The organism is Pseudoalteromonas sp. S408, from assembly GCF_005886645.1.
GTDB lineage: Bacteria > Pseudomonadota > Gammaproteobacteria > Enterobacterales > Alteromonadaceae > Pseudoalteromonas.
The window spans coordinates 130,966-151,056 of record NZ_PNDY01000022.1 but is presented as its reverse complement, the minus strand read 5'-3'; the positions used below and the strand labels follow the sequence as shown (position 1 = coordinate 151,056).

Below are 20,091 nucleotides of genomic sequence, written 5' to 3'. Positions count from 1 at the left end.
TTCTCTGTGGTGATAATAATGTTTTATTCACTTTGAAACTTTTTACAGTTTGTATCCATACGGGCAGTTTTTACAGCCATTTTTACAACAGGTTCCTCGCTTTAAAAAAAACCATTTACTAAATACCATGTAGCCATTTTGCATGGTGTAGTCGAGTTCTTCAATTAAGTTATCGTTTCCTCTAAATGCTTTCGCAAACGCAATTTGATCTTTAATTGGTTGGGTATAAAGCTCTTCAAGGTAGTGACTAATTTTATTTAGCGTACATGGTTTGCACAAACAGCTTGTTGCTGTTGCGTCTAGGGGTAAAATAGCGGGGAGTTGGTTACACCAACATGCGGTTATATTATTTACATTACAGTTAAGCGCGGTATTACATTGGCTGCAGTTTGTTTGAGTCATTTTAGTTCTTATCAACAGTAGAGCGCCAAGAATAACAAATATTATGAATATACAAAAAGCGTTAGCAGAATTTATTACGTTTTCAGTGCAAAGAGATGATGCAATATCGGTTATTGTATCAACGCCTGCATATGATCAAGCCCCCTTATATACATTAAAAACAGATGTGTTAGTTGATGTAATTGAACGCTGTTTAAGCGGTGAAATAGACCTAGACGACTTAGAACTTTGGGCTAATGTGATTGAGTCACGAGAAGATGTTGATTGCGCTGAACACGAAGGCGTTATTTATGCGCTAAGCAACAGCGAACAAATGGGCGAGCTTGATCACCAAAAGCTTAAAAAAATACGGGTACTGTTAAAGGATTAAAGTTTAGGTTAGCTTAAAACCGCATTTAAATTAAATGCAGTTTTAGTATTTTTGACAACGTGTTTACTTATGGTATCCCAAGCAGGTTTCTACTTCGTTTTTAGAACCTAAAATAACCGCTACACGCTGGTGGATAGCGTTTGGCTGAATATCCATAATACGTTCAGATCCTGTTGAGGCAATGCCGCCGGCTTGCTCTACTAGCATAGCCATCGGGTTTGCTTCGTAAAGCAAGCGCAGTTTATTAGGTTTGTTAGGATCTTTTGTATCGGTTGGGTAAGTAAATACACCGCCTCGGCTTAAAACGCGATGAACATCGCCCACCATGGCTGCAATCCAACGCATATTAAAGTTTTTAGCGCGAGGGCCTGTATCGCCTTCTAACAAATCATTTATATAGTTTTGCATAGCGGGTTGCCAATGGCGTTGATTAGACGCATTAATAGCAAACTCGTTGGTATCTGCAGGTATTGTGGCAAAGTCTTCTGTTAGTAAAAAGCTACCTTGGGTTTTATCAAGGGTGAACATACGCGTGCCCTTACCTGTACTGAGTGCCAACATAGTTGATGGGCCGTAAAGTACGTAACCTGCTGCAACCTGTTTATGGCCAGGCTGCATAAAAATACTTTCGTCTGCTGCATCTGAACCTTCAGGCGCTTCCATAATTGAAAATATAGTCCCTACCAGCGAGTTAATATCGGTGTTTGACGAACCATCTAGTGGATCAAATGCCACAATATATTTAGCATCGGGGTTACCTGCAACGGTGTAGTCTTCTTCTTCAGAGGCAATGGCTTTAACGGTGCCCGACTCCAGTAAAATATCTTTTAATAGCTGGTTAGATAATACATCGAGCTTTTTTTGAGTTTCGCCTTGAATGTTTTCATCAAGTGTTGAGCCCAATACGCCAGAAAGCGCACCTTGGCCAACACGAAACGATATTTCTTTACATGCCGCTAAAATAGTTCGGATTAACGATAAAAGTTCTCTTGGGCAACCATCTTCAAGTAATACTGGAGGGAGTCTACGCATTCTATTTTCCTGATAACGTGTTAAAACCAATCATAATGTGAGAGAGATTAGTTTAGAGCGCTGAATTTCGTCTTAAATATCTGTATTGTTTAAATACCGCCCTATAATGGGGGCACCTAATCGTACCTAAAACGCCAATAACAAAGATAAGATTATGAAAAAAATACCACTACTAAGTTACATATTCTTTACTGTGCTGTGCTCTATCATAACTCAAGCGCACGCAGCAATTAAGTCCATTGATGAATTTACTACACAAATGAACCACTTTCCGGGCTACTACTCGTTTTTTTACGATACTCAAAACGGTAAGGTATATTTAAAAGTAGATAAGTTTGAGCAGCCATTTTTACTGCAACAAAGCTTGCCATACGGCATCGGCTCAAACGATATTGGGCTTGATAGAGGTCAGCTTGGTAACACGCACCTTGTAAAATTTGAGCGCTTTGGCGATAAAGTGATGCTGCGTGCTGTAAATACCTACTATCGTGCAAACACCCAAAATAAAGCGGAACAACAAAGTATTAAAGAAGCATTTGCATCAAGCATATTAGCGGGCTTTAAAGTGGTTGCAGAGGATCAAAGTACTGCACTTATTGATTACACGCCTTATTTATTAAGCGATGTACACGGAGTAAGCCGCACATTAGCTGCGCGTAAGCAGGGCAATTTTAACCTTGATGAATCACGAAGTGCAGTTTACATGGCGCGCTCAAAAGCCTTTGTAAAAAACACCGAGCTTGAAGCTGTATTAACGTTTAAAGGGACAAAACCGGGTGAGTTTGTTCGTCAAGTTAGCGCAGATCCGTACGCTATTACCGTACATATGCACCATTCACTTATTGAATTACCTGATGATAACTACACTCCCCGTCAGTTTAATCCGCAATCGGGATTTTGGAGTATTGAACATAAAGATTACGCTGCGCCTTTAGGCGAGTCGATGTTTGTCCGTTATATACCGCGTCATCGTTTAGCAAAAAAAGATCCGAGCTTGCCTATTAGCGAGCCAGTTGAACCTATTGTTTATTATTTGGATCCGGGTGTACCCGAGCCGGTTAAAAGCGCCTTACTTGAAGGTGGTAAGTGGTGGAACGATGCATTTAGCGCTGCAGGCTATAAAAATGCGTTTATTGTTAAAGTATTACCAACCAATGTTGACCCGATGGATATTCGTTATAACGTGATTCAATGGGTGCATAGGGCAACACGTGGCTGGTCATACGGAAGCTCGGTTATTGATCCGCGTACCGGTGAAATATTAAAAGGCCATGTAACGCTGGGATCGCTTCGCGTTCGCCAAGATATTTTAATCGCAGAAGCACTTGCTGCTCCTTATCTTAAAGGTGATGAAGTGGCTAAAAACTTACACGCGATGGCGCTTGATCGCATTCGCCAGTTAAGTGCACACGAAATTGGTCATACATTGGGTATTGCCCATAACTTTGCCGCATCAGTTAACGATAGAGCGTCAGTAATGGATTATCCGCACCCATTATTGAGCTTTAATGAACAAGGTAGGCTTGATGTAACTCGTGGCTATGCAACCGGTATGGGCATATGGGATACCCAAGTAATTAAATACGGTTATAGCGATTTTACTCATCAAGATGAAAGCGCAGAGCTGGCTGAAATTTTAAAAGAGAACAAAGCTAAAGGTTTAGCGTTTATTTCTGATTCTGATGCGCGTGCCAAAGGAGGCGCTCATCCAACGGCTCACTTATGGGATAACGGCGCTAATCCATCAGAAGAGCTTTTACGTGTACTTGACGTTCGTAAAAAGGCGCTCTCGCAGTTTGGTCTTAATAATATTAAGTCGGGTGTTGCGCTATCTCAATTAGAAGAAAAGCTTGTACCACTTTATTTATTTCATCGTTTTCAAGTTGAATCTGCGGTTAAGTTAATTGCCGGCGTACATTACGAATACGAAACCCGCGGTAATGAGCCTGCGCAAGGTGCAAAGGTTGTTGATAAGCAAGTACAACAAGCGGCTGTAAATGCCATTTTAGCCACGCTTACAGCCAGTAACTTAGTCATACCTGAATCGGTATTATCGTTGATTCCGCCAAAAGCATATGGTGAGTCTAAAACACGCGAAAGCATCGTTGGACGTACTGGGTTAACGCTCGATGCAATGGCTTTACCTGAGGTGGCAGTGCAGCATAGTTTATCTTTGTTGTTAAATCCGCAGCGTTTAAACCGTTTAGCGCAACAACAAGCGCGTAATAACCAGTTTTATAGTTTAGATGTGTTACTAAAGCAGTTATATAGCCATGTTTATAATGTGTCGGCGCCCGATACAATGAAAGGCAAAATAACTCAGCGTATTCAGTTTTTAACGGCAAAAACCTTTGCTGATTTAGTGGCAAATAATAATGTAAGTCCAGAGGTACAAGCGCAACTTCGTTATTACTTAGTCAAGTTAAGTGAAGACTTTAATCAAAACACGATGCTGAGTAATACAAGCACCGGCGAAAGCGCATTTAAACAATATTTAGCGATGCATGTTAAACACTTTTTAGCTAATGGAGAGTGGCCTAATAACTTTAAGGTTCTGCCAATCCCGCCAGGTTCTCCTATTTAATTTTTTAAGGGCAAAGGTTGACTCGCCTTAAGCCTTGAACGCTTGTATAAACAGCGCTTCGATAGTATCGAGCGCTGTTTTTTTCTTGCATAAAATTGGTTTTTTGTTAACCTAGCTGCCTTCCACTTTTTGTCTTTTTGAGGTGTTTATGGCGTTTTTATCTCGTGCGATTTTATCGCTGTCCATTGCACTTTCAAGTACAACTGCATTAGCACAAAAGCCCTGCGACGTAGAGCTCAGACATGGTCTAATTATTACCGATGACGTAATACGTATTGTAGATAAAGGCCAAACCCGAGTACAAATTAACAATAATAACCAGCTGTTTATTCGTGGATACTGGGTAGATTTAGGTGACGATGAAAGCAAAGTGCTCGAGCAGTTTAGCCAAGGCATTCGTCAAACAGTGCCTGAGCTTGTTAATTTAGCCACCGATGGTGTTAATTTAGGGCTGAGTGCGATTGAGCAGGTGGTTGAAGGCATGTCGGATAAAGAGCCTGAAGTGCTCAAAACCCAGCTGCAATACGTAGAGCGGGCGTTGATGGATAAGTTTAAACGTGGCGACGACTTTTTTTTTATAGCTCCGCAATCGCTTTCGCAAATAGATGACTTTTTTACAAAAGAAATAAGCCAAAAAATTCACTCGGCGGTTCATGGTTCATTAGGTGCTATTTTAGTGTCTTTAGGGGATGCGTTTAAATCCCGTGAAGGCAATATTGAGGACCGTATTAATGATATGGGTCAACGTATGGATATCATTACTAAAGAAATTGATAAGTCATTACAAAAAAAAGCAGACCAATTAGAACTTAAAGCGTCAGAATATTGCGAATACCTTAATACGTTAGATGTCACCGAATCTCGCTTACAAGCGATTGTACCGGGTATGGCAGACTTTGATTTAGTGCAGATTAAATCGTGAAAAAGTATTGAGTTTCAACTGACCCCGATAAAGTAGACATCAGTCGACTAGTTTAATGACTGACCGCTCTTATAGTTTTATCTCATCCTCGGTTAATAAACGGTATTCGCCTGGGGCTAAGTTTTCATCTAATGTAATACCCGCAATTTGCTCACGGTGTAATTCAACTACTTTGTTATCCACGGCATAAAGCATACGCTTTACCTGGTGGTACTTTCCTTCACTAATTGATAAACGCAAACCGTAATTAGCTAAACGTTCAGCAATGGCGGGGCGAGTCGTGTCTTTTTCGTTATGTAGCATGACGCCTTCGCGTAATTGCGTTAGCGCTTCGTCGGTAATTGGCTCTTGGGTTTCAACTAGGTATGTTTTAAATTTATTACTGCGTGGTGAGGTAATTTTATGTGACCAGTCACCATCGTTAGTGATAATGACTAAGCCTGTTGTGTCTATATCTAACCGGCCTGCTACATGAAAGTCACTCATATTTGGCTCATCAAGTAGGTCAAACACAGTTTTGTGTAAGTCGTCGCTGTTTGCGCACACATAGCCAACAGGCTTATTTAGCATAAAGTAACGTTTACCTAAAAACACTAATGGCTCACCGTTATGTAATACTTCATCGTCTTTTGCTAGCTGAAAATTATGTGCTGTAATCGCCTCACCATTTACGCTTACTTCTTTACGCTTAATACTGGCGCGAGCTTGCGTGCGCGGTATTTCTGCTAAGTGGCTAATAAATTTATCTAAGCGGCAAGGGAATTTCATTTTTGTTCACATTTTTAGTCGGCTACAATGGGCGCGATTATAGCCGATAGTGAAATACCATGACAGTGCACAGCACACTAATTTTAAACCTATATAAGGCTAAAGTAGCCTCAGGTGAGCTGGTGTATGATGCGGCCCAGCAACGTGCGGTTATGGCATTAAGCACCTTAAGCCTACAACTTCAAACACCAGTAAAATGGTGGCAAAAAGCACCAAAAATAAACGGGGTTTATTTGTGTGGGCCAGTGGGACGCGGTAAATCTATGTTAATGGATTTATTTTATAATAATGTGCCTATAGTACAAAAACAGCGCCTGCACTTTCATCACTTTATAGCACATGTTCATAGTCAATTAGCAGACTTACAAGGTCAGGCTAATCCTCTGACATTGATAGCTAAAAAATGGGCTAAAAACATTAAAGTATTATGCTTTGATGAATTTTTTGTCAGCGATATCGGCGATGCCATGATTATGGCAAGGTTGTTTAAGGCCTTGTTTGACCAAGGTGTAGTGCTGGTGGCTACCTCTAATGCAAAGCCAGAGCAGCTTTATAGCAACGGCCTGCAACGCGCAAGATTTTTACCTACAATCGATTTAATTAACGATCACTGCCACATAGTTAGTGTGGCCGGGCAGGAAGATCACCGTTTCAGATACGGTAAAAACAACTGCCATTACTTTGTTAATTTACCCAATGATGAGTTTAATAAACTGTTTACTAAGCAGTACCCTCAAGCGACTAAAAATCAAAGCTTACAGGTGCACTCGCGCGCTTTGCCATATTTATTTAAAGCGAAGAATGCGCTGATGATTGATTTTATGGCGCTGTGCTCTGGCCCTAGAAGCGCTCACGATTATATGTTTTTAGCCAAAGAGTTTGATGTTTTGTATATAGCAAACGTGCCTAAAATGGGGGTAGGGGCTACGGGTAAGGTAATAGTGCACGGGATTGAAGATAGCTATCAACGAGAAAAACAAACGCTTGATGAGCACTATTTAGATGACGAAGCACGGCGTTTTATTGCATTGGTTGATGAGTTTTACGATTGCCACAAGCTGTTAGTAATTAATGCACAGGCGCAGATTGAAACGCTTTATGAGGGTAAAAAATTAAGCTTTGAATATGCGCGAACACAGTCGCGGATAGTCGAAATGCAAAATTGGTAAAATAAACGCGCTTAACGGTTTATGGCTAAGCGCAAATTTAATTATTTTACTTGCTGTAGCCATTTGGGTTGTTTGACTGCCAGCGCCATGTATCTTCCATCATGGCATCAATTCCTCGTACCGCTTCCCAACCTAGCTCATTTAGGGCTTTTTCAGGTGCCGCGTAACAGGCCGCAATATCGCCCGGGCGACGAGGTGATACTTGATAAGGCACGGCTTGGTTGCTTGCTTTAATAAATGCATTAACCATTTGCAGAACAGAATAACCATTACCAGTGCCCAGGTTATAGATAAGTGCACCTTTATTTTTAGCAATTTTATCTAGCGCTTTTAAGTGGCCAATAGCTAAATCTACCACGTGAATGTAGTCGCGTACGCCTGTGCCATCAACTGTGTCGTAGTCATCACCAAATACAGCGAGTTGCTTTAATTTACCTACGGCAACTTGGGCAATAAATGGTAGTAAGTTATTAGGGATACCGTTAGGGTCTTCGCCAATCAAGCCTGATTCATGTGCACCAACAGGATTAAAGTAACGCAAAATAGCAAACGCAAAGCGCTCGTCAGATTTAGCGATATCTTGCAGCATCATTTCAACCATTAACTTTGATGTGCCGTATGGGTTAGTTGTGCCACCGACGGGGAAGTCTTCTTTAATAGGTAAACTGGCAGGATCGCCATAAACGGTGGCCGATGAGCTAAATACTAATTTAAACACGCCAGCATCACGCATTGCATCTACGAGCGTTAGCGTACCTTGTACGTTGTTTTGATAGTACTCAACAGGTTTAGCAACAGACTCGCCAACCGACTTTAAACCAGCAAAGTGAATAACGCTATCTATGGTGTGTTTAGCAAATATTGAGTCTAAAAACGCTTTATCAAGAATATCACCTTGATAAAAGGTTGCCTCTTTACCCGTAATTTTTTTAACGCGAGCCAGAGACTCTTGCGATGAGTTTGCTAAATTATCTATAACAACAACATCACTTCCTTGTTGCAAAAGTTCTAAAACGGTATGCGAGCCAATATAGCCTGCGCCACCGGTAACTAAAATAGTCATGAAAGCTCCGTGGGGGTCTTTATTCAATTGTTTTAATTTCAACACAAAATGACATGTTTTACATGCTTTATATTTAATTTTTAGTTTTCACAGAGGATGTTTTAACGTAGTTTTAAAAGGTACATTCGATTACATTTTGTTCGTTTATATTTACATTTAACATCTATGATTAAGTTATAGTTAATATATACCTGTTAAAGTTATTTAATTAAAGTGAGCAATAGAGTGACGCCATATACATTGTGTTATGGATTACTTTTATGGAGATAGCGATGAACTCAGTAACAAAAATTTCGATGGCACTGTGTGTTGCATTGCCACTGTTTGCACATGCTGGTGAGTCTGCAGTTAAGTGGCATGATTTTAAAGACTATCGCGATGTGCGTGCATCAAACCAAGCTAAAGCGTCATACCATAAGCAAATTGCTAAGCAGTTTGAAAAGCACTTTGAAAAGCTTGCTGAACAATTGCCAAAAGATTATAAGCTGAATGTTGAAATTACAGATGTTGATTTAGCTGGCGATGTGCGTTTTAGTGGCACAAGTGAAATTCGTGTGGTTGAGCCTATTTTTTTCCCACGTATCAATCTGAATTATTCGTTAGTTGATAAAGAAGGAATTGTAATAAGTGAAGCAAATGATGTTGAACTTAAAGACATGGGATTTATGGATAGAATCAGAAGAGGAAGAGATGAGTCTTTCGATCATGAAAAACGCTTAATTACCCAGTGGTTCGGCGAGCAAATTTTAACAAGTATTGATTAAGTTATCTTGCCGCTTAATCGCGGCAAGTAATTAACTCTGATTACTTAAACGTGGCAAGTAAAGTAAGTAACTGTTGTAATTTAATGACGGTAGTTTTTAACTTTTCTTCGTTAAAGCCATCGTTTGATAAGCTTTCTACATCGGCTGCAACGTCTAGTACATAGGGTTTGAAACGCTTTGCTTCAAAGTCGAACCCAGCGTCTTTTCCAAATAAGGCTTTAAATTTACCATGGCCTTGTTGTTGTAGTTCATCTAATTTTTTGTCGGCATCAAGTGCCTGACGATAAACAATTTTTAAGTTAGCGTTGAGTTGTTCAATTATAGAATCCATGGTTTGTCCTAAAGCTTTGTACTGCATGGCCGATATAATACGTGGATTACATTTAAAAGTCAGGTTAGTAATATGAATATATCAGGTTCAAGTTTACCCGTTATGTCAGGGGCTAGCGAAAGTGGTGAAGTTTACAGCGCTTCTTTAGCTAAAAAACAGCAACAGGCAGACGGTGCAGCGGCACTTGCACTAATTGAAGGTGCTGCGCAATCGTCAAGTGCGCAAACACCGACTAAATCGGTGACTGCAACACTTGGTAATAACATAAACGTATACGTTTAAATGTTGCTCTAAACGAGTTTGAGGTCGATAGGGGTTTTACTTTTTTGACCGCCTATTTCTCTTACTAGTTTAGGGACTAAAAATCCGGGCAGAGCTTTTAATAGCTCTGCCATTATTTTTATCGCATGCTGTTCGTTAATATCAAAGTGGCTTGCGCCTTCAACCTTATCTAGTAAATATAAATAATAGGGCAGTACGTCGGCATCAAATAACGCCTCGCTTAAGTTTATTTGTGCATCAACGGTATCGTTCACATCTTTTAAAATAACCGCTTGGTTCAATAGCATAACGCCTGCATGTTTTAGCTTTTGCATGACGGCTTTAAACTCGTTATCTATTTCGTTGGCGTGATTAATATGGTTAATAAATACAATTTTTAGCGGTGATTGCTTTAGCCTCGCGCATAACTCATCGGTAATACGCGCAGGTATAACAACAGGTAAACGGCTATGTATTCGCATACGTTTTATTTGTGGTAACTGTTCAAGCTCATCTAAAAACCAGCTAATGGCATCGTCTTTGGCCATAAGCGGGTCGCCACCACTTAAAATCACTTCGTTTATGTTGGTATCTGATTTTATATAACTCAGTGCGTCAAGCAGGCTTTTTTTATTGAGTTGGTTTTCTTGATACGGAAAGTGACGTCTAAAACAATAACGACAATTTACCGCGCAACCGGTTTTAAACATAATTAAAACACGTGATTTATACTTATGTAAAATCCCAGGTTGGGAGTTGTCTTGCTCAAGCAAAGGATCTTTATTAAAACCCGATTTAGTTAAAAACTCTTGGTGGCGCGGCATAACTTGTAGCAATAAAGGGTCGTTTGCATCACCTTTGCGCATTTTTTTTATAAAAGGCACTGGCACCCGTACAGGAAACAAACTGCGAGCTTTTAGGTCGTTTTCATGGGCTTGGCTCGATAAACCAACCATTTCAAGCAAGGTTTTTGGACAGGTAACTACATTTGCTAATTCTTTTTGCCAGTTTTTATGCAAATTTGCTTCATTTCTTTGTATCATTGGCACGTAGATTACTCGAAAAAATTAAAATAGAGGAAACGATGGCGAATTATAGCACCAACGAGTTCAAGGGCGGCCTAAAAATTATGATGGACGGCGAGCCTTGCAGTATCTTAGAAAATGAAATGGTAAAACCAGGTAAAGGCCAAGCGTTTAACCGTGTTCGTATCCGTAAGCTTATTTCTGGCAAGGTACTTGAAAAAACCTTTAAATCAGGTGAATCTGTTGAAGGTGCTGATGTAATGGATACGGACCTAGCGTACCTATACACAGACGGTGAGTTTTGGCATTTCATGAACAACGAAACATTTGAGCAAATTGCCGCTGACGAAAAGGCATTAGGCGATGCAGGCAAATGGTTAGTTGAAAACGATGTGTGTACTATCACACTATGGAACGGCAACCCAATTGCAGTTACTCCACCAAACTTTGTAGAGCTTGAGATCACTGAAACAGATCCTGGCCTTAAAGGTGATACAGCGGGCACAGGTGGTAAACCAGCAACGCTTAGTACGGGTGCAGTAGTACGCGTTCCATTATTCGTACAAATTGGCGAAGTAATTAAAGTAGACACCCGCAGCGGTGAATACGTAGGCCGTGTTAAGTAATATTTAATGCAGCTTAATAATACCAACCCACTTAATTAAGGGGAGGTATAAATCCCAGCCCAAGCTGGGATTTTTTTTGGAGAAAATATGTCAGTAACATCTTGGGCGCCCAGCGCAGATATAAAAACATTAAAGCAACGCGCAGATATTTTACGCACTATTCGTGAGTTTTTTCACGTGCGAAATGTAATGGAAGTAGAAACACCAAGCTTAAGTGCAGCCAGTGTCACTGACATTCACTTAGCAAGCTTTAGTACTTCATTTGTAGGCCCAGGGCACGCTGGTGGTTTGCCGCTTTATTTACAAACATCACCCGAGTTTGCAATGAAACGCTTGTTAGCGGCCGGTTCAGGCGCTATTTTTCAGCTTTGTAAAGCCTTTAGAAATGAAGAAGCCGGTAGTCATCATAATCCTGAGTTCACAATGCTTGAGTGGTATCGCCCGGGTTTTGACGAATTTGCATTGATGAATGAAATGGATGAGTTAATTCAATGCATTCTTGGTGTTGAATCAGCAACGCGTATAACTTATCAAGATGTGTTTACACAAGTATTAGGCTTAGATCCATTAACAGCATCTTTAGAGCAACTAAAAGCACTTGCCTGCGAACATGGATTTGCTGATATAGCCAAAAACGAAACAAAAAAAGATACCTTATTGCAGCTGTTATTTTGTATGAAAGTAGAGCCAACTATTGGGCAAACTAAGCCGTGTTTTGTGTATCACTTTCCGGCATCGCAAGCGGCACTGGCACAGATTTGTGAGCACGATAATCGGGTAGCAGGGCGCTTTGAGCTTTATTATAAAAATATGGAGCTAGCGAATGGTTTTAACGAGCTAACTAATGCTAAAGAGCAAGCAAAACGCTTTGATGAAGATAACGCTTATCGCGCAGAGAATGGCTTAAACCACGTACCTATGGATACCCGTTTAATAGGCGCACTTGAGCACGGACTGCCAAAGTGTGCAGGCGTTGCAATGGGAATAGACAGGCTAGTAATGCTCGCAACAAACAAAGACAAAATTAAAGACGTAATAGCATTTGATGTAGATAGGGCTTAGAAAAGTTATTAGTTTTCAGATAAAAAAACACCGCGCTTTAATTAAACGCGGTGTTTTCTAATCTTTAACTGACAACTGACAACTGACAACTGACAACTGACAACTGACAACTGACAACTTTATTTTACAGCTCTAGCGTAAATGTTACGCCCGCTACACGTGGTTCACCTAATTGTGTGTAGGTATGCGTCTCATAGCCATCAAGTGGGTCGTTACCAAACTCAAAGCCACGCGTTGGCACAGCTTCGTCAAACACGTTGCGTGCCCATGCGCGTACTGACCACATATCAGCTTCGTAGCCAAGGCTTAAATTAACTAAGTTGCTGTTAGGCGCTTTTGAGTTATGGCTATCTGAGAAGTAGTAATCATCTTTCCCCTCAATACCCACCATGGCATAAAAAGCATTGGTAAAGTTATAGCGTGCAGTGAATGCGTATTGGTATTTAGGCGATTGCGCTTGCTCACGTCCATCTTGGTTTAAACCAGATTGCGTTACAAAGTCATCTATTTCTGTGTCTAAATAACCAGCGCTACCGGTTAATAATAGGTTGTCGGTGAGTCGGTAGTTACCTTCAATTTCAAGGCCGTAGTTACTACCAGAGCTTGCGTTATCAACGTAGCCTGTAAACTGCTGGCCTTCAACTTGCCATGCTTTTAATTGAATGTCGTCGCGGTGCATATAAAATGCCGCTAAGCGAAGCGTTAAAGCGTCATCGAGTGATGATCCTTTAACACCAAATTCACCGCTCCATAAATATTCGGGATCGAAGCTGGTGTGCTGTTGAAAAAAGTTAGCGTCTAGGTTTAAGCCTTCATCTTTTGCTTTTGCAAGCGCTTCTGAGTTAATACCACCGGCTTTGTAACCTCGGGTAATACTTGCGTAGATCATAGTGCGATCTATTACTTGATACTCAAGCGCGACTTTACCACCGAGCATAACATCGTCGGTTTCTTGTATAAACCCGTTACTGTCGGTGTAATCACCTTGGTATTGCTCAACACGTAGGCCTGTTATTAAGGTGGTTTTTGGGCCAATAGGGGTTGCTACTTGGCCATACAATGCAATATTGCTGGTTTCATAAGTAGAGGAAAACGGGCTTGCAAGCCATGTGTATTGGCGCTCTAAATCAACATCGCGGTTTTGATAATAAAGACCTGCAACCCAGTTACCGGTTTTATCGTTAAACTGTAAGTTAGCTGATTGATCATCGCGATCGCGATTGTAAATATCAGTAGAGCTGTAACCCCAAGGGTGTAGGCCTGCAGCACAAAGTTGCGGCTCGTTAACATCATTACATACCCAGTCTTCATCGTAGCTGTAAAGTAACTCGCTATCAATTGCTGAAACATTAAGGCTTACATCAAATTTATCGAAACCCGTGTAAGTGTTAGCAATACCTACCGCGTAACTTTTTTGGTTATCTTGACCTGGTTCATCCGCAACGCTGTCGCGGCTGTTGTCGAGCGTAAAGGCATCGTAACCATTGTTTATATCAATATAATGAAAATTTAACTCAGTGTTTAGGTTTTCAGTAAGCTGAGAGTTTAATTTAAAGCGTGCAACTTGCTCGTCTTGATTTTGTGTTGATTCGTTCAAGTATAAGTTGTCTACGTAGCCGTCAGATTTTCTGCGAAAGTAACTTACACGAGCCGTTGTGTCGTCGGTCAAACCAGTGCTTGCTGCAAGGCCAGCTTCATGGCTGTTGTATGTGCCAGCACCTAAGTGAAGTTTTAAACTCGGAGCGCTAGTTGCTTTAGCCGATTGCATTTGAATCATACCGGCCATGCCGTCTGCACCAAAACGTGTCCCTTGTGGTCCGCGGTAAATTTCTACTTGGTCAATATCAAATAGTAACGAGCTGCCACCAAGGCCAGAGTAGTTTATGCCGTCAATAACTAAACCAACCGAAGGATTAATTGGATCAACAAATTGAGAACGTAAACCCACGCCACGAATTTGTATAAAACGTCCACGCGACGCCCCTGCAGTAAAGTTTACGTTAGCGGCACTACCTAATATTTCGTCTAAGTAACTTGCACCACGTAGGCTTATTTCTTCTTCGCTGAGTAAGCTTGCACTGGCGCTCAAAGTTTGAATGGTTTCGCGTTGAAAGTCACCGGTAACTACAATTTTTTCTATGTCGCTATCATCAGCATTTGCTGAAAAAGAGGCGCTTAATAGCGGCAAAATTGCAGCGGTGATTAAAGACAAACGTAAGTTCATTTTGTTACTTAACTCCATTTTATGGGCTTATGCTGGGGCCTGTTGACCTTTGTAATATTCGTCTTAAAAGACAAGCTGACCCTAGTAATTATTTTTATACCTGTGTTATAACGCAGCGATTATACGTAAAAAAACTAGGATTACTAATATGACTTTTAAAGTTGATTTTAAAGTACGTCATTACGAATGCGATTTACAAGGGATCGTTAATAACAGTGTTTATTTTAATTATTTAGAACATGCTCGCCATGAATTCCTATTTGCAAACGGGGTTGACTTTGCATTATTGGCTAAGCAAAAAGTTAATTTAGTTGTGATTCGTAGTGAAGTTGACTACAAGTATTCATTGGTGCCTGAGGATGAGTTTTATGTGTCTGTGGAGCCTGTTCGTATAAGTCGTTTAAAGTTTGCGTTTGAGCAAACTATTGTACGTAAACACGATCAGCAAGTGATGCTCAAAGCAAAAGTAATAGGTACTGCCGTTAACGAAAAAGGGCGTCCTTTTCTTCCCCCCGAAATGCAAACACTATTCATAAACCCTGATTTAGACTAATTCATATTCCATATATAACGTTTTATGAACAAAAAATTACATTTAAAACATACAAATTTAACGGATAAATCGCATAAATATTGTTATTATGACATTAATTAGACAATGAGTTAGTAGCAGTATGAAATTAGCAGCAATACCGATGCTTGTAATCGGTTTATGTGTTGGTTGCGCATCAACAGGGACCGTTACCAGTGAGCAGCTAAAGTACACACAATGGCAATTATCAACAATTGATGATGTAGCCTTAGAGGAACAATACACGGCTTCCGTTGGCTTTATTGAAGCACTTCAAGTAAATGGATTTGCAGGGTGTAACCGATTTTTTGGTGAGGGTGAACTTAAAGAAAGTAGCCTGAGTGTGCAAAAAGTTGGAATGACCCGAAAATCTTGCGGCGAAAAAACAGATAAGTTTGAACAGCAGTTTTTAAAAACGTTAAAGCAAGGTGCAACGCTTAGCATGCAAGGTCAAAAATTAGTTATGCAAGGCGAGCAAAAGTTTGTATTTGTTGCTAAATAAATTTTAGCGTTTTAAAAATGACCCCTTGCGGGTCTTTTTTAACTGGCGTACACTCAACGCAGATTTAATAAGATTGTTTATTAAATCAACGAACAATTTATATACTTGTCGGAGTGCCTAAGTATGTTGCTTAGGCTGAGATCGCGAAAGCGGGATCCGTGAACCTGATCAGGTTAATACCTGCGTAGGGAACAAGCTGCCTTAAACGGGACGCTTGTGCGTCTTTTTTTATGCGTACAATAAAGCCACTCCTCGTTTTATAGGCTGCAAAGTGGCACGAAGCTACTTTACGATCTTTCTCTATTCCTTTGGAATATCTGGCAAGACAACCCTTTAGTTATGAGGTAAGTCATGTCAAACACTACAAATAAATCATCGCGTCGCGAAACGCGCGCAGCTGCATCTGAATACATTTATAATTTAACAGGGCAGCCATTTCCAAATTCTCAGAAAGTGTACGTTGAAGGCAGCCAATCAGGCGTGCGTGTGGGTATGCGCGAAATTACACTTAGTGATACGTTTATTGGTGGCACCGACGAAAATCCGGTGTATGAACCTAATGAGCCGCTTCGTGTTTACGATACATCGGGTCCTTACACCGATCCAAATTTTGAATTAGATGTACGTAAAGGATTACCAAAATTTCGTGAGCAATGGATTGAAGGGCGCAACGATACAGAAGTACTCGACTCAGTCACCTCACAGTTTGCCCAGCAGCGCATGGCTGATGACGGATTGGATCATATTCGATTTGAACACTTACCAAAAATTCGCCGTGGTAAAGCGGGCAAAAATGTAACCCAAATGCATTACGCTCGCCAGGGGATTGTAACACCAGAAATGGAGTACGTAGCTGTACGCGAAAATATGGGCCGTGCAAAAATTCGTGAAGAATTATTAGCTGCGCAGCACAAAGGCGAATCGTTTGGTGCGAGCATTCCCGACTTTATAACCCCTGAATTTGTACGTGATGAAATAGCACGTGGTCGCGCAATTTTACCTAACAACATCAACCACCCAGAAACAGAGCCGATGATCGTTGGCCGTAACTTTTTAGTTAAAGTTAATGCTAATATTGGTAACTCATCGGTCACCTCATCTATTGAAGAAGAAGTAGAAAAAATGGTGTGGTCAACTCGTTGGGGCGCCGATACCGTAATGGATTTATCAACTGGGCGTTACATTCATGAAACGCGTGAGTGGGTAGTGCGCAACTCGCCTGTACCCATTGGCACAGTGCCCATTTATCAGGCCCTTGAAAAAGTAAACGGTGTTGCTGAAGACTTAACGTGGGAGATATTTCGCGATACGTTAATTGAACAAGCAGAGCAGGGTGTCGACTACTTTACTATTCATGCCGGTGTGCTTTTACGCTACGTCCCTATGACGGCAAAACGTGTTACTGGTATTGTATCGCGCGGTGGTTCTATTATGGCCAAGTGGTGTTTAGCGCACCATAAAGAGAACTTCCTATACACTCACTTTGAAGACATTTGCGAAATTTTAAAACAATACGATGTGTGTTTTTCATTAGGCGATGGCCTTCGCCCTGGTTCTATTGCTGATGCCAACGATGAAGCGCAATTTAGTGAGTTACGCACCTTAGGTGAGCTGACTAAAATTGCATGGAAGCACGACGTACAAGTATTTATTGAGGGTCCAGGGCATGTGCCAATGCATATGATCAAAGCTAATATGGATGAGCAATTAAAACACTGCGACGAAGCGCCTTTTTATACTCTTGGTCCACTAACAACCGATATTGCACCAGGGTACGATCACATAACATCGGGTATAGGTGCTGCACAAATAGCGTGGTACGGCTGTGCCATGTTGTGTTACGTAACCCCTAAAGAGCATTTAGGCTTGCCTAATAAAGAAGATGTTAAAGAAGGTTTAATTACTTACAAAATTGCAGCGCATGCCGCCGATTTAGCTAAAGGCCACCCAGGCGCGCAAGAGCGCGATAATGCCTTATCAAAGGCACGCTTTGAATTTAGATGGCACGACCAATTTAACATTGGTTTAGACCCTGAGCGTGCCCGCGAATACCACGACGAAACACTGCCACAAGAGTCGGGCAAAGTCGCTCACTTTTGTTCTATGTGTGGCCCAAAATTTTGTTCGATGAAAATTAGCCAAGAAGTGCGTGATTACGCTAACGATCTAGAAGAGCGCGGTATTGATCCTAATAACGCGGGTGAGGCTATTGAAATTAAAATGATTGATGTAGAAGCGCAAATGAAAGCTAAGTCAGAGGAATTTAAACAAACAGGCTCTGAAATTTACCACAAAGCAATATAAATCGGCTTTAGGCTGCGGATATCGAGTTGCATGCAATGTGATGGCTACCAAAGTACACCATTACATGTGGTTTGTGACTCGCAGCCAACGAATAGAGGAGCTGTTATGCAGTACAATATTGCGGTCGTTGGATTTGGCTTGGCGGGAAGGCTTGCTGCACTTGAGCTGAGCAAGCTGCACCATGTTAGCGTGTTTGAGGCAGATGATGAACATGCACTCAATAGCGCAGGTAAAGTCGCAGCGGCCATGCTCGCGCCATTGGCTGAGTCGGTATTATGTGAAGCCGATTTAGCACAAATGGGGTTGGATTCGATTAATCGCTGGCCTCAAATTATTGAAGAGCTTGATCACGATGTGTTTTTTCAGCAGCAAGGCACATTAGTGGTTGCGCATCACCAAGATAAAGGCGACCTACAAAGCTTTACCCAGCGTATAAAACCTGTAGCTGGGCACAGCGCTCAGGCGTTAAATGCTCAGCAAATAGCGCAGTTAGAGCCCGAGCTTGCAAATCGTTTTAGCCAAGGTGTGTTTTTGCCATGTGAAGGGCAAATAGATAACCAGGCGTTTTATAAAGCAAGCTTTACCCTGCTTAACAAACGAAAAGTGAAGTTTGTGTTTAATCAGCGGGTAACCATTAAAAATGGTGAAATTAATAATCGCCCGTTTGATTTTATTATTGATTGCAGGGGGCTTGGCGCAAAAGCAGGGCAACTGCTTCGCGGTGTAAGAGGTGAGGTTGCACGACTTTATGCGCCAGAAGTTAATTTAACGCGCCCAGTTCGCTTAATGCATCCACGTTATCCTATTTATATTGCACCAAAACCTAATAATGAATATGTCATTGGCGCTACCGAAATTGAATCGCAAGACAGCGGCCCTGCCACGGTACGCTCAACACTTGAGTTATTGTCGGCAGCTTACACGGTGCATAGCGGATTCGCAGAAGGGCGCTTATTAGGTATTCAAACAGGGCTTCGCCCTGCGTTTAGTAACAACAGACCACAAGTAAAAAAATCCGAAAATGTAATCAGTATTAATGGCTTATATCGTCATGGCTATATGTTGGCTCCTGTTCTTGTTGCGCAAGCACTATTGTACATAGGTGAGTATTAGATGAACATTACATTAAATGGTGAGCTTTTAGATTTAACCTCTCATGCATTACTTGAAATATTAAAAGAGTATGGAGCAGTTGCTCCTTATGCGGTGGCTGTTAACGGCATATTTATACCAAAAAGCCAGCATAACGGTTTTGTTATAAATGAAGGGGATAGCATTGAGTTGTTATCGCCTATTCAAGGTGGGTAGGCGCATGCATGTAAAAGACACTTTAAATATTTATGGTGAAGCAATTGATAGCCGATTACTAATTGGCACCGCTTTGTATCCATCGCCAGATATTATGACCCAATCAATAGAGGCGTCTGGTGCGGGGATTGTGACGGTATCACTTAGGCGACAGCAAAGCGTGGCGGCGGGAGATGACTTTTGGCAATTAATAAAAAATACGGGTTTAAAAATACTGCCCAATACGGCCGGATGTCACAGTTTAAAAGAAGCTATTACGCTTGCTCAAATGTGCCGCGAAGTATTTGCTACTGACTGGATTAAACTTGAGCTTATAGGTGACGACTATAACTTACAACCCGATCCGTTTGCTTTGCTTGAAGCCACAGAAATATTAATTAACGACGGGTTTAAAGTCCTGCCTTATTGCACCGATGATTTAGTGCTTTGCCAGCGTTTAAATGAGCTAGGGTGTGAAGTGCTTATGCCTTGGGGGGCGCCTATTGGCACCGGTAAAGGGCTTTTAAATAGTTATAATTTAAAAACAATTCGTGAGCGCTTACCAAATACGACACTTATTGTGGATGCAGGGTTAGGTTTACCGTCGCATGCCTGCCAAGCGCTTGAATTAGGGTATGATGCGGTATTATTAAATTCAGCGATTGCTGGGGCGGGTTGCCCCATTACCATGAGCCGTGCATTTAAGGCGGCGGTGGAAGCGGGACGTTTTGCTTATAACGCAAAAGCAATGCCTGAAAAAGATTTAGCAGCCCCATCAACCCCCACAATGGGCATGCCATTTTGGCATCAGCAGTAGGAAATAA

The 20,091-nt window shown here is 41.3% G+C and carries 21 protein-coding genes and 1 riboswitch; of the genes, 14 read left to right on the top strand and 7 right to left on the bottom strand.

All coding sequences use genetic code 11. The features are described from left to right. Positions 1-42: 42 nt before the first annotated feature. Positions 43-402 (bottom strand): DUF5522 domain-containing protein, encoded by a 360-nt coding sequence (locus CWB62_RS16005; RefSeq protein ID WP_138529530.1) that lies wholly within the window; start codon positions 400-402, stop codon positions 43-45. Positions 403-445: 43 nt separating this feature from the next. Between CWB62_RS16005 and CWB62_RS16000 the strand changes: the two genes are divergently transcribed. Further along, a complete protein-coding gene (locus CWB62_RS16000; protein WP_138529532.1) occupies positions 446-772 on the top strand; it encodes a hypothetical protein in 327 nt (108 codons plus the stop codon). A gap of 63 nt (positions 773-835) precedes the next feature. On the opposite strand, the gene CWB62_RS15995 is transcribed toward CWB62_RS16000, so the two are convergent. Then, on the bottom strand, positions 836-1,804 hold the full coding sequence (locus tag CWB62_RS15995; protein ID WP_138529534.1) for a class 1 fructose-bisphosphatase: 969 nt from the start codon (positions 1,802-1,804) through the stop codon (positions 836-838). A 154-nt stretch (positions 1,805-1,958) separates the two neighbouring features. Between CWB62_RS15995 and CWB62_RS15990 the strand changes: the two genes are divergently transcribed. Together CWB62_RS15990 and CWB62_RS15985 are read left to right on the top strand one after the other, a co-directional pair. Then, entirely contained in the window at positions 1,959-4,388 is a 2,430-nt protein-coding gene (locus tag CWB62_RS15990; protein ID WP_138529536.1) for a zinc-dependent metalloprotease, read from the top strand. Positions 4,389-4,536: 148 nt separating this feature from the next. Next, the gene (locus tag CWB62_RS15985; protein ID WP_058403284.1) at positions 4,537-5,310 is read left to right on the top strand and encodes a YggN family protein; all 774 of its coding nucleotides are present in this window, start codon (positions 4,537-4,539) and stop codon (positions 5,308-5,310) included. A gap of 69 nt (positions 5,311-5,379) precedes the next feature. Here CWB62_RS15985 and rsuA read toward each other — a convergent pair whose 3' ends face one another. Then, positions 5,380-6,078, bottom strand: a complete 699-nt coding sequence (gene rsuA, locus CWB62_RS15980; RefSeq protein ID WP_058403283.1) for a 16S rRNA pseudouridine(516) synthase RsuA — start codon at positions 6,076-6,078, stop codon at positions 5,380-5,382. Positions 6,079-6,137: 59 nt separating this feature from the next. On the opposite strand from rsuA, the gene zapE reads away from it, so the two are divergent. After that, positions 6,138-7,247, top strand: a complete 1,110-nt coding sequence (zapE, locus tag CWB62_RS15975; RefSeq protein ID WP_058403282.1) for a cell division protein ZapE — start codon at positions 6,138-6,140, stop codon at positions 7,245-7,247. Positions 7,248-7,293: 46 nt separating this feature from the next. Here the strand turns inward: zapE and galE are convergent, their stop codons facing one another. Further along, on the bottom strand, positions 7,294-8,310 hold the full coding sequence (gene galE / locus CWB62_RS15970; RefSeq protein ID WP_058403281.1) for a UDP-glucose 4-epimerase GalE: 1,017 nt from the start codon (positions 8,308-8,310) through the stop codon (positions 7,294-7,296). 272 nt (positions 8,311-8,582) lie between these two features. Between galE and CWB62_RS15965 the strand changes: the two genes are divergently transcribed. Beyond that, a complete protein-coding gene (locus tag CWB62_RS15965; protein ID WP_058403280.1) occupies positions 8,583-9,074 on the top strand; it encodes a DUF3016 domain-containing protein in 492 nt (163 codons plus the stop codon). A 40-nt stretch (positions 9,075-9,114) separates the two neighbouring features. On the opposite strand, the gene CWB62_RS15960 is transcribed toward CWB62_RS15965, so the two are convergent. Beyond that, positions 9,115-9,405 carry a hypothetical protein gene (locus CWB62_RS15960; protein WP_010555634.1) on the bottom strand — a complete coding sequence of 97 codons (291 nt, stop codon included), beginning with the start codon at positions 9,403-9,405 and terminating at the stop codon, positions 9,115-9,117. A 72-nt stretch (positions 9,406-9,477) separates the two neighbouring features. Between CWB62_RS15960 and CWB62_RS15955 the strand changes: the two genes are divergently transcribed. After that, positions 9,478-9,687 (top strand): hypothetical protein, encoded by a 210-nt coding sequence (locus tag CWB62_RS15955; RefSeq protein WP_058403279.1) that lies wholly within the window; start codon positions 9,478-9,480, stop codon positions 9,685-9,687. 8 nt (positions 9,688-9,695) lie between these two features. On the opposite strand, the gene epmB is transcribed toward CWB62_RS15955, so the two are convergent. Continuing rightward, the gene (gene epmB / locus CWB62_RS15950; protein ID WP_058403338.1) at positions 9,696-10,709 is read right to left on the bottom strand and encodes an EF-P beta-lysylation protein EpmB; all 1,014 of its coding nucleotides are present in this window, start codon (positions 10,707-10,709) and stop codon (positions 9,696-9,698) included. Between the two features lie 41 nt (positions 10,710-10,750). On the opposite strand from epmB, the gene efp reads away from it, so the two are divergent. After that, on the top strand, positions 10,751-11,317 hold the full coding sequence (gene efp, locus CWB62_RS15945) for an elongation factor P (protein ID WP_058403278.1): 567 nt from the start codon (positions 10,751-10,753) through the stop codon (positions 11,315-11,317). 87 nt (positions 11,318-11,404) lie between these two features. Next, a complete protein-coding gene (gene epmA / locus CWB62_RS15940) occupies positions 11,405-12,379 on the top strand; it encodes an elongation factor P--(R)-beta-lysine ligase (protein WP_058403277.1) in 975 nt (324 codons plus the stop codon). A gap of 124 nt (positions 12,380-12,503) precedes the next feature. Here epmA and CWB62_RS15935 read toward each other — a convergent pair whose 3' ends face one another. Continuing rightward, the gene (locus CWB62_RS15935) at positions 12,504-14,621 is read right to left on the bottom strand and encodes a TonB-dependent receptor (protein ID WP_235591396.1); all 2,118 of its coding nucleotides are present in this window, start codon (positions 14,619-14,621) and stop codon (positions 12,504-12,506) included. Positions 14,622-14,751: 130 nt separating this feature from the next. Here CWB62_RS15935 and CWB62_RS15930 point away from each other — a divergent pair, with 130 nt between their 5' ends. From CWB62_RS15930 to CWB62_RS15905, 6 genes are all read left to right on the top strand, one after another. Next, positions 14,752-15,156 (top strand): acyl-CoA thioesterase, encoded by a 405-nt coding sequence (locus CWB62_RS15930; RefSeq protein ID WP_058403276.1) that lies wholly within the window; start codon positions 14,752-14,754, stop codon positions 15,154-15,156. A 121-nt stretch (positions 15,157-15,277) separates the two neighbouring features. Then, entirely contained in the window at positions 15,278-15,676 is a 399-nt protein-coding gene (locus tag CWB62_RS15925; RefSeq protein ID WP_082653578.1) for an META domain-containing protein, read from the top strand. A 99-nt stretch (positions 15,677-15,775) separates the two neighbouring features. Next, positions 15,776-15,884: riboswitch (TPP riboswitch) on the top strand. Positions 15,885-16,027: 143 nt separating this feature from the next. Beyond that, complete coding sequence (gene thiC / locus CWB62_RS15920) at positions 16,028-17,980, top strand: phosphomethylpyrimidine synthase ThiC (RefSeq protein WP_058403275.1); 1,953 nt, start codon at positions 16,028-16,030, stop codon at positions 17,978-17,980. 105 nt (positions 17,981-18,085) lie between these two features. Next, entirely contained in the window at positions 18,086-19,093 is a 1,008-nt protein-coding gene (locus tag CWB62_RS15915) for an FAD-dependent oxidoreductase (protein ID WP_138529538.1), read from the top strand. Further along, positions 19,094-19,288, top strand: a complete 195-nt coding sequence (gene thiS, locus CWB62_RS15910) for a sulfur carrier protein ThiS (protein ID WP_058403273.1) — start codon at positions 19,094-19,096, stop codon at positions 19,286-19,288. Between the two features lie 4 nt (positions 19,289-19,292). Continuing rightward, a complete protein-coding gene (locus CWB62_RS15905) occupies positions 19,293-20,084 on the top strand; it encodes a thiazole synthase (RefSeq protein WP_138529540.1) in 792 nt (263 codons plus the stop codon). Positions 20,085-20,091: the final 7 nt, after the last annotated feature.

Excerpts from the sequence above, each read along its gene's own strand:
- CWB62_RS16005 (WP_138529530.1), bottom strand. The coding sequence starts at position 402 with ATGACTCAAACAAACTGCAGCCAATGTAATACCGCGCTTAACTGTAAT.
- CWB62_RS16000 (WP_138529532.1), top strand. The coding sequence starts at position 446 with ATGAATATACAAAAAGCGTTAGCAGAATTTATTACGTTTTCAGTGCAA.
- CWB62_RS15995 (WP_138529534.1), bottom strand. The coding sequence starts at position 1,804 with ATGCGTAGACTCCCTCCAGTATTACTTGAAGATGGTTGCCCAAGAGAA.
- CWB62_RS15990 (WP_138529536.1), top strand. The coding sequence starts at position 1,959 with ATGAAAAAAATACCACTACTAAGTTACATATTCTTTACTGTGCTGTGC.
- CWB62_RS15985 (WP_058403284.1), top strand. The coding sequence starts at position 4,537 with ATGGCGTTTTTATCTCGTGCGATTTTATCGCTGTCCATTGCACTTTCA.
- rsuA (WP_058403283.1), bottom strand. The coding sequence starts at position 6,078 with ATGAAATTCCCTTGCCGCTTAGATAAATTTATTAGCCACTTAGCAGAA.
- zapE (WP_058403282.1), top strand. The coding sequence starts at position 6,138 with ATGACAGTGCACAGCACACTAATTTTAAACCTATATAAGGCTAAAGTA.
- galE (WP_058403281.1), bottom strand. The coding sequence starts at position 8,310 with ATGACTATTTTAGTTACCGGTGGCGCAGGCTATATTGGCTCGCATACC.
- CWB62_RS15965 (WP_058403280.1), top strand. The coding sequence starts at position 8,583 with ATGAACTCAGTAACAAAAATTTCGATGGCACTGTGTGTTGCATTGCCA.
- CWB62_RS15960 (WP_010555634.1), bottom strand. The coding sequence starts at position 9,405 with ATGGATTCTATAATTGAACAACTCAACGCTAACTTAAAAATTGTTTAT.
- CWB62_RS15955 (WP_058403279.1), top strand. The coding sequence starts at position 9,478 with ATGAATATATCAGGTTCAAGTTTACCCGTTATGTCAGGGGCTAGCGAA.
- epmB (WP_058403338.1), bottom strand. The coding sequence starts at position 10,709 with ATGATACAAAGAAATGAAGCAAATTTGCATAAAAACTGGCAAAAAGAA.
- efp (WP_058403278.1), top strand. The coding sequence starts at position 10,751 with ATGGCGAATTATAGCACCAACGAGTTCAAGGGCGGCCTAAAAATTATG.
- epmA (WP_058403277.1), top strand. The coding sequence starts at position 11,405 with ATGTCAGTAACATCTTGGGCGCCCAGCGCAGATATAAAAACATTAAAG.
- CWB62_RS15935 (WP_235591396.1), bottom strand. The coding sequence starts at position 14,621 with ATGGAGTTAAGTAACAAAATGAACTTACGTTTGTCTTTAATCACCGCT.
- CWB62_RS15930 (WP_058403276.1), top strand. The coding sequence starts at position 14,752 with ATGACTTTTAAAGTTGATTTTAAAGTACGTCATTACGAATGCGATTTA.
- CWB62_RS15925 (WP_082653578.1), top strand. The coding sequence starts at position 15,278 with ATGAAATTAGCAGCAATACCGATGCTTGTAATCGGTTTATGTGTTGGT.
- thiC (WP_058403275.1), top strand. The coding sequence starts at position 16,028 with ATGTCAAACACTACAAATAAATCATCGCGTCGCGAAACGCGCGCAGCT.
- CWB62_RS15915 (WP_138529538.1), top strand. The coding sequence starts at position 18,086 with ATGCAGTACAATATTGCGGTCGTTGGATTTGGCTTGGCGGGAAGGCTT.
- thiS (WP_058403273.1), top strand. The coding sequence starts at position 19,094 with ATGAACATTACATTAAATGGTGAGCTTTTAGATTTAACCTCTCATGCA.
- CWB62_RS15905 (WP_138529540.1), top strand. The coding sequence starts at position 19,293 with ATGCATGTAAAAGACACTTTAAATATTTATGGTGAAGCAATTGATAGC.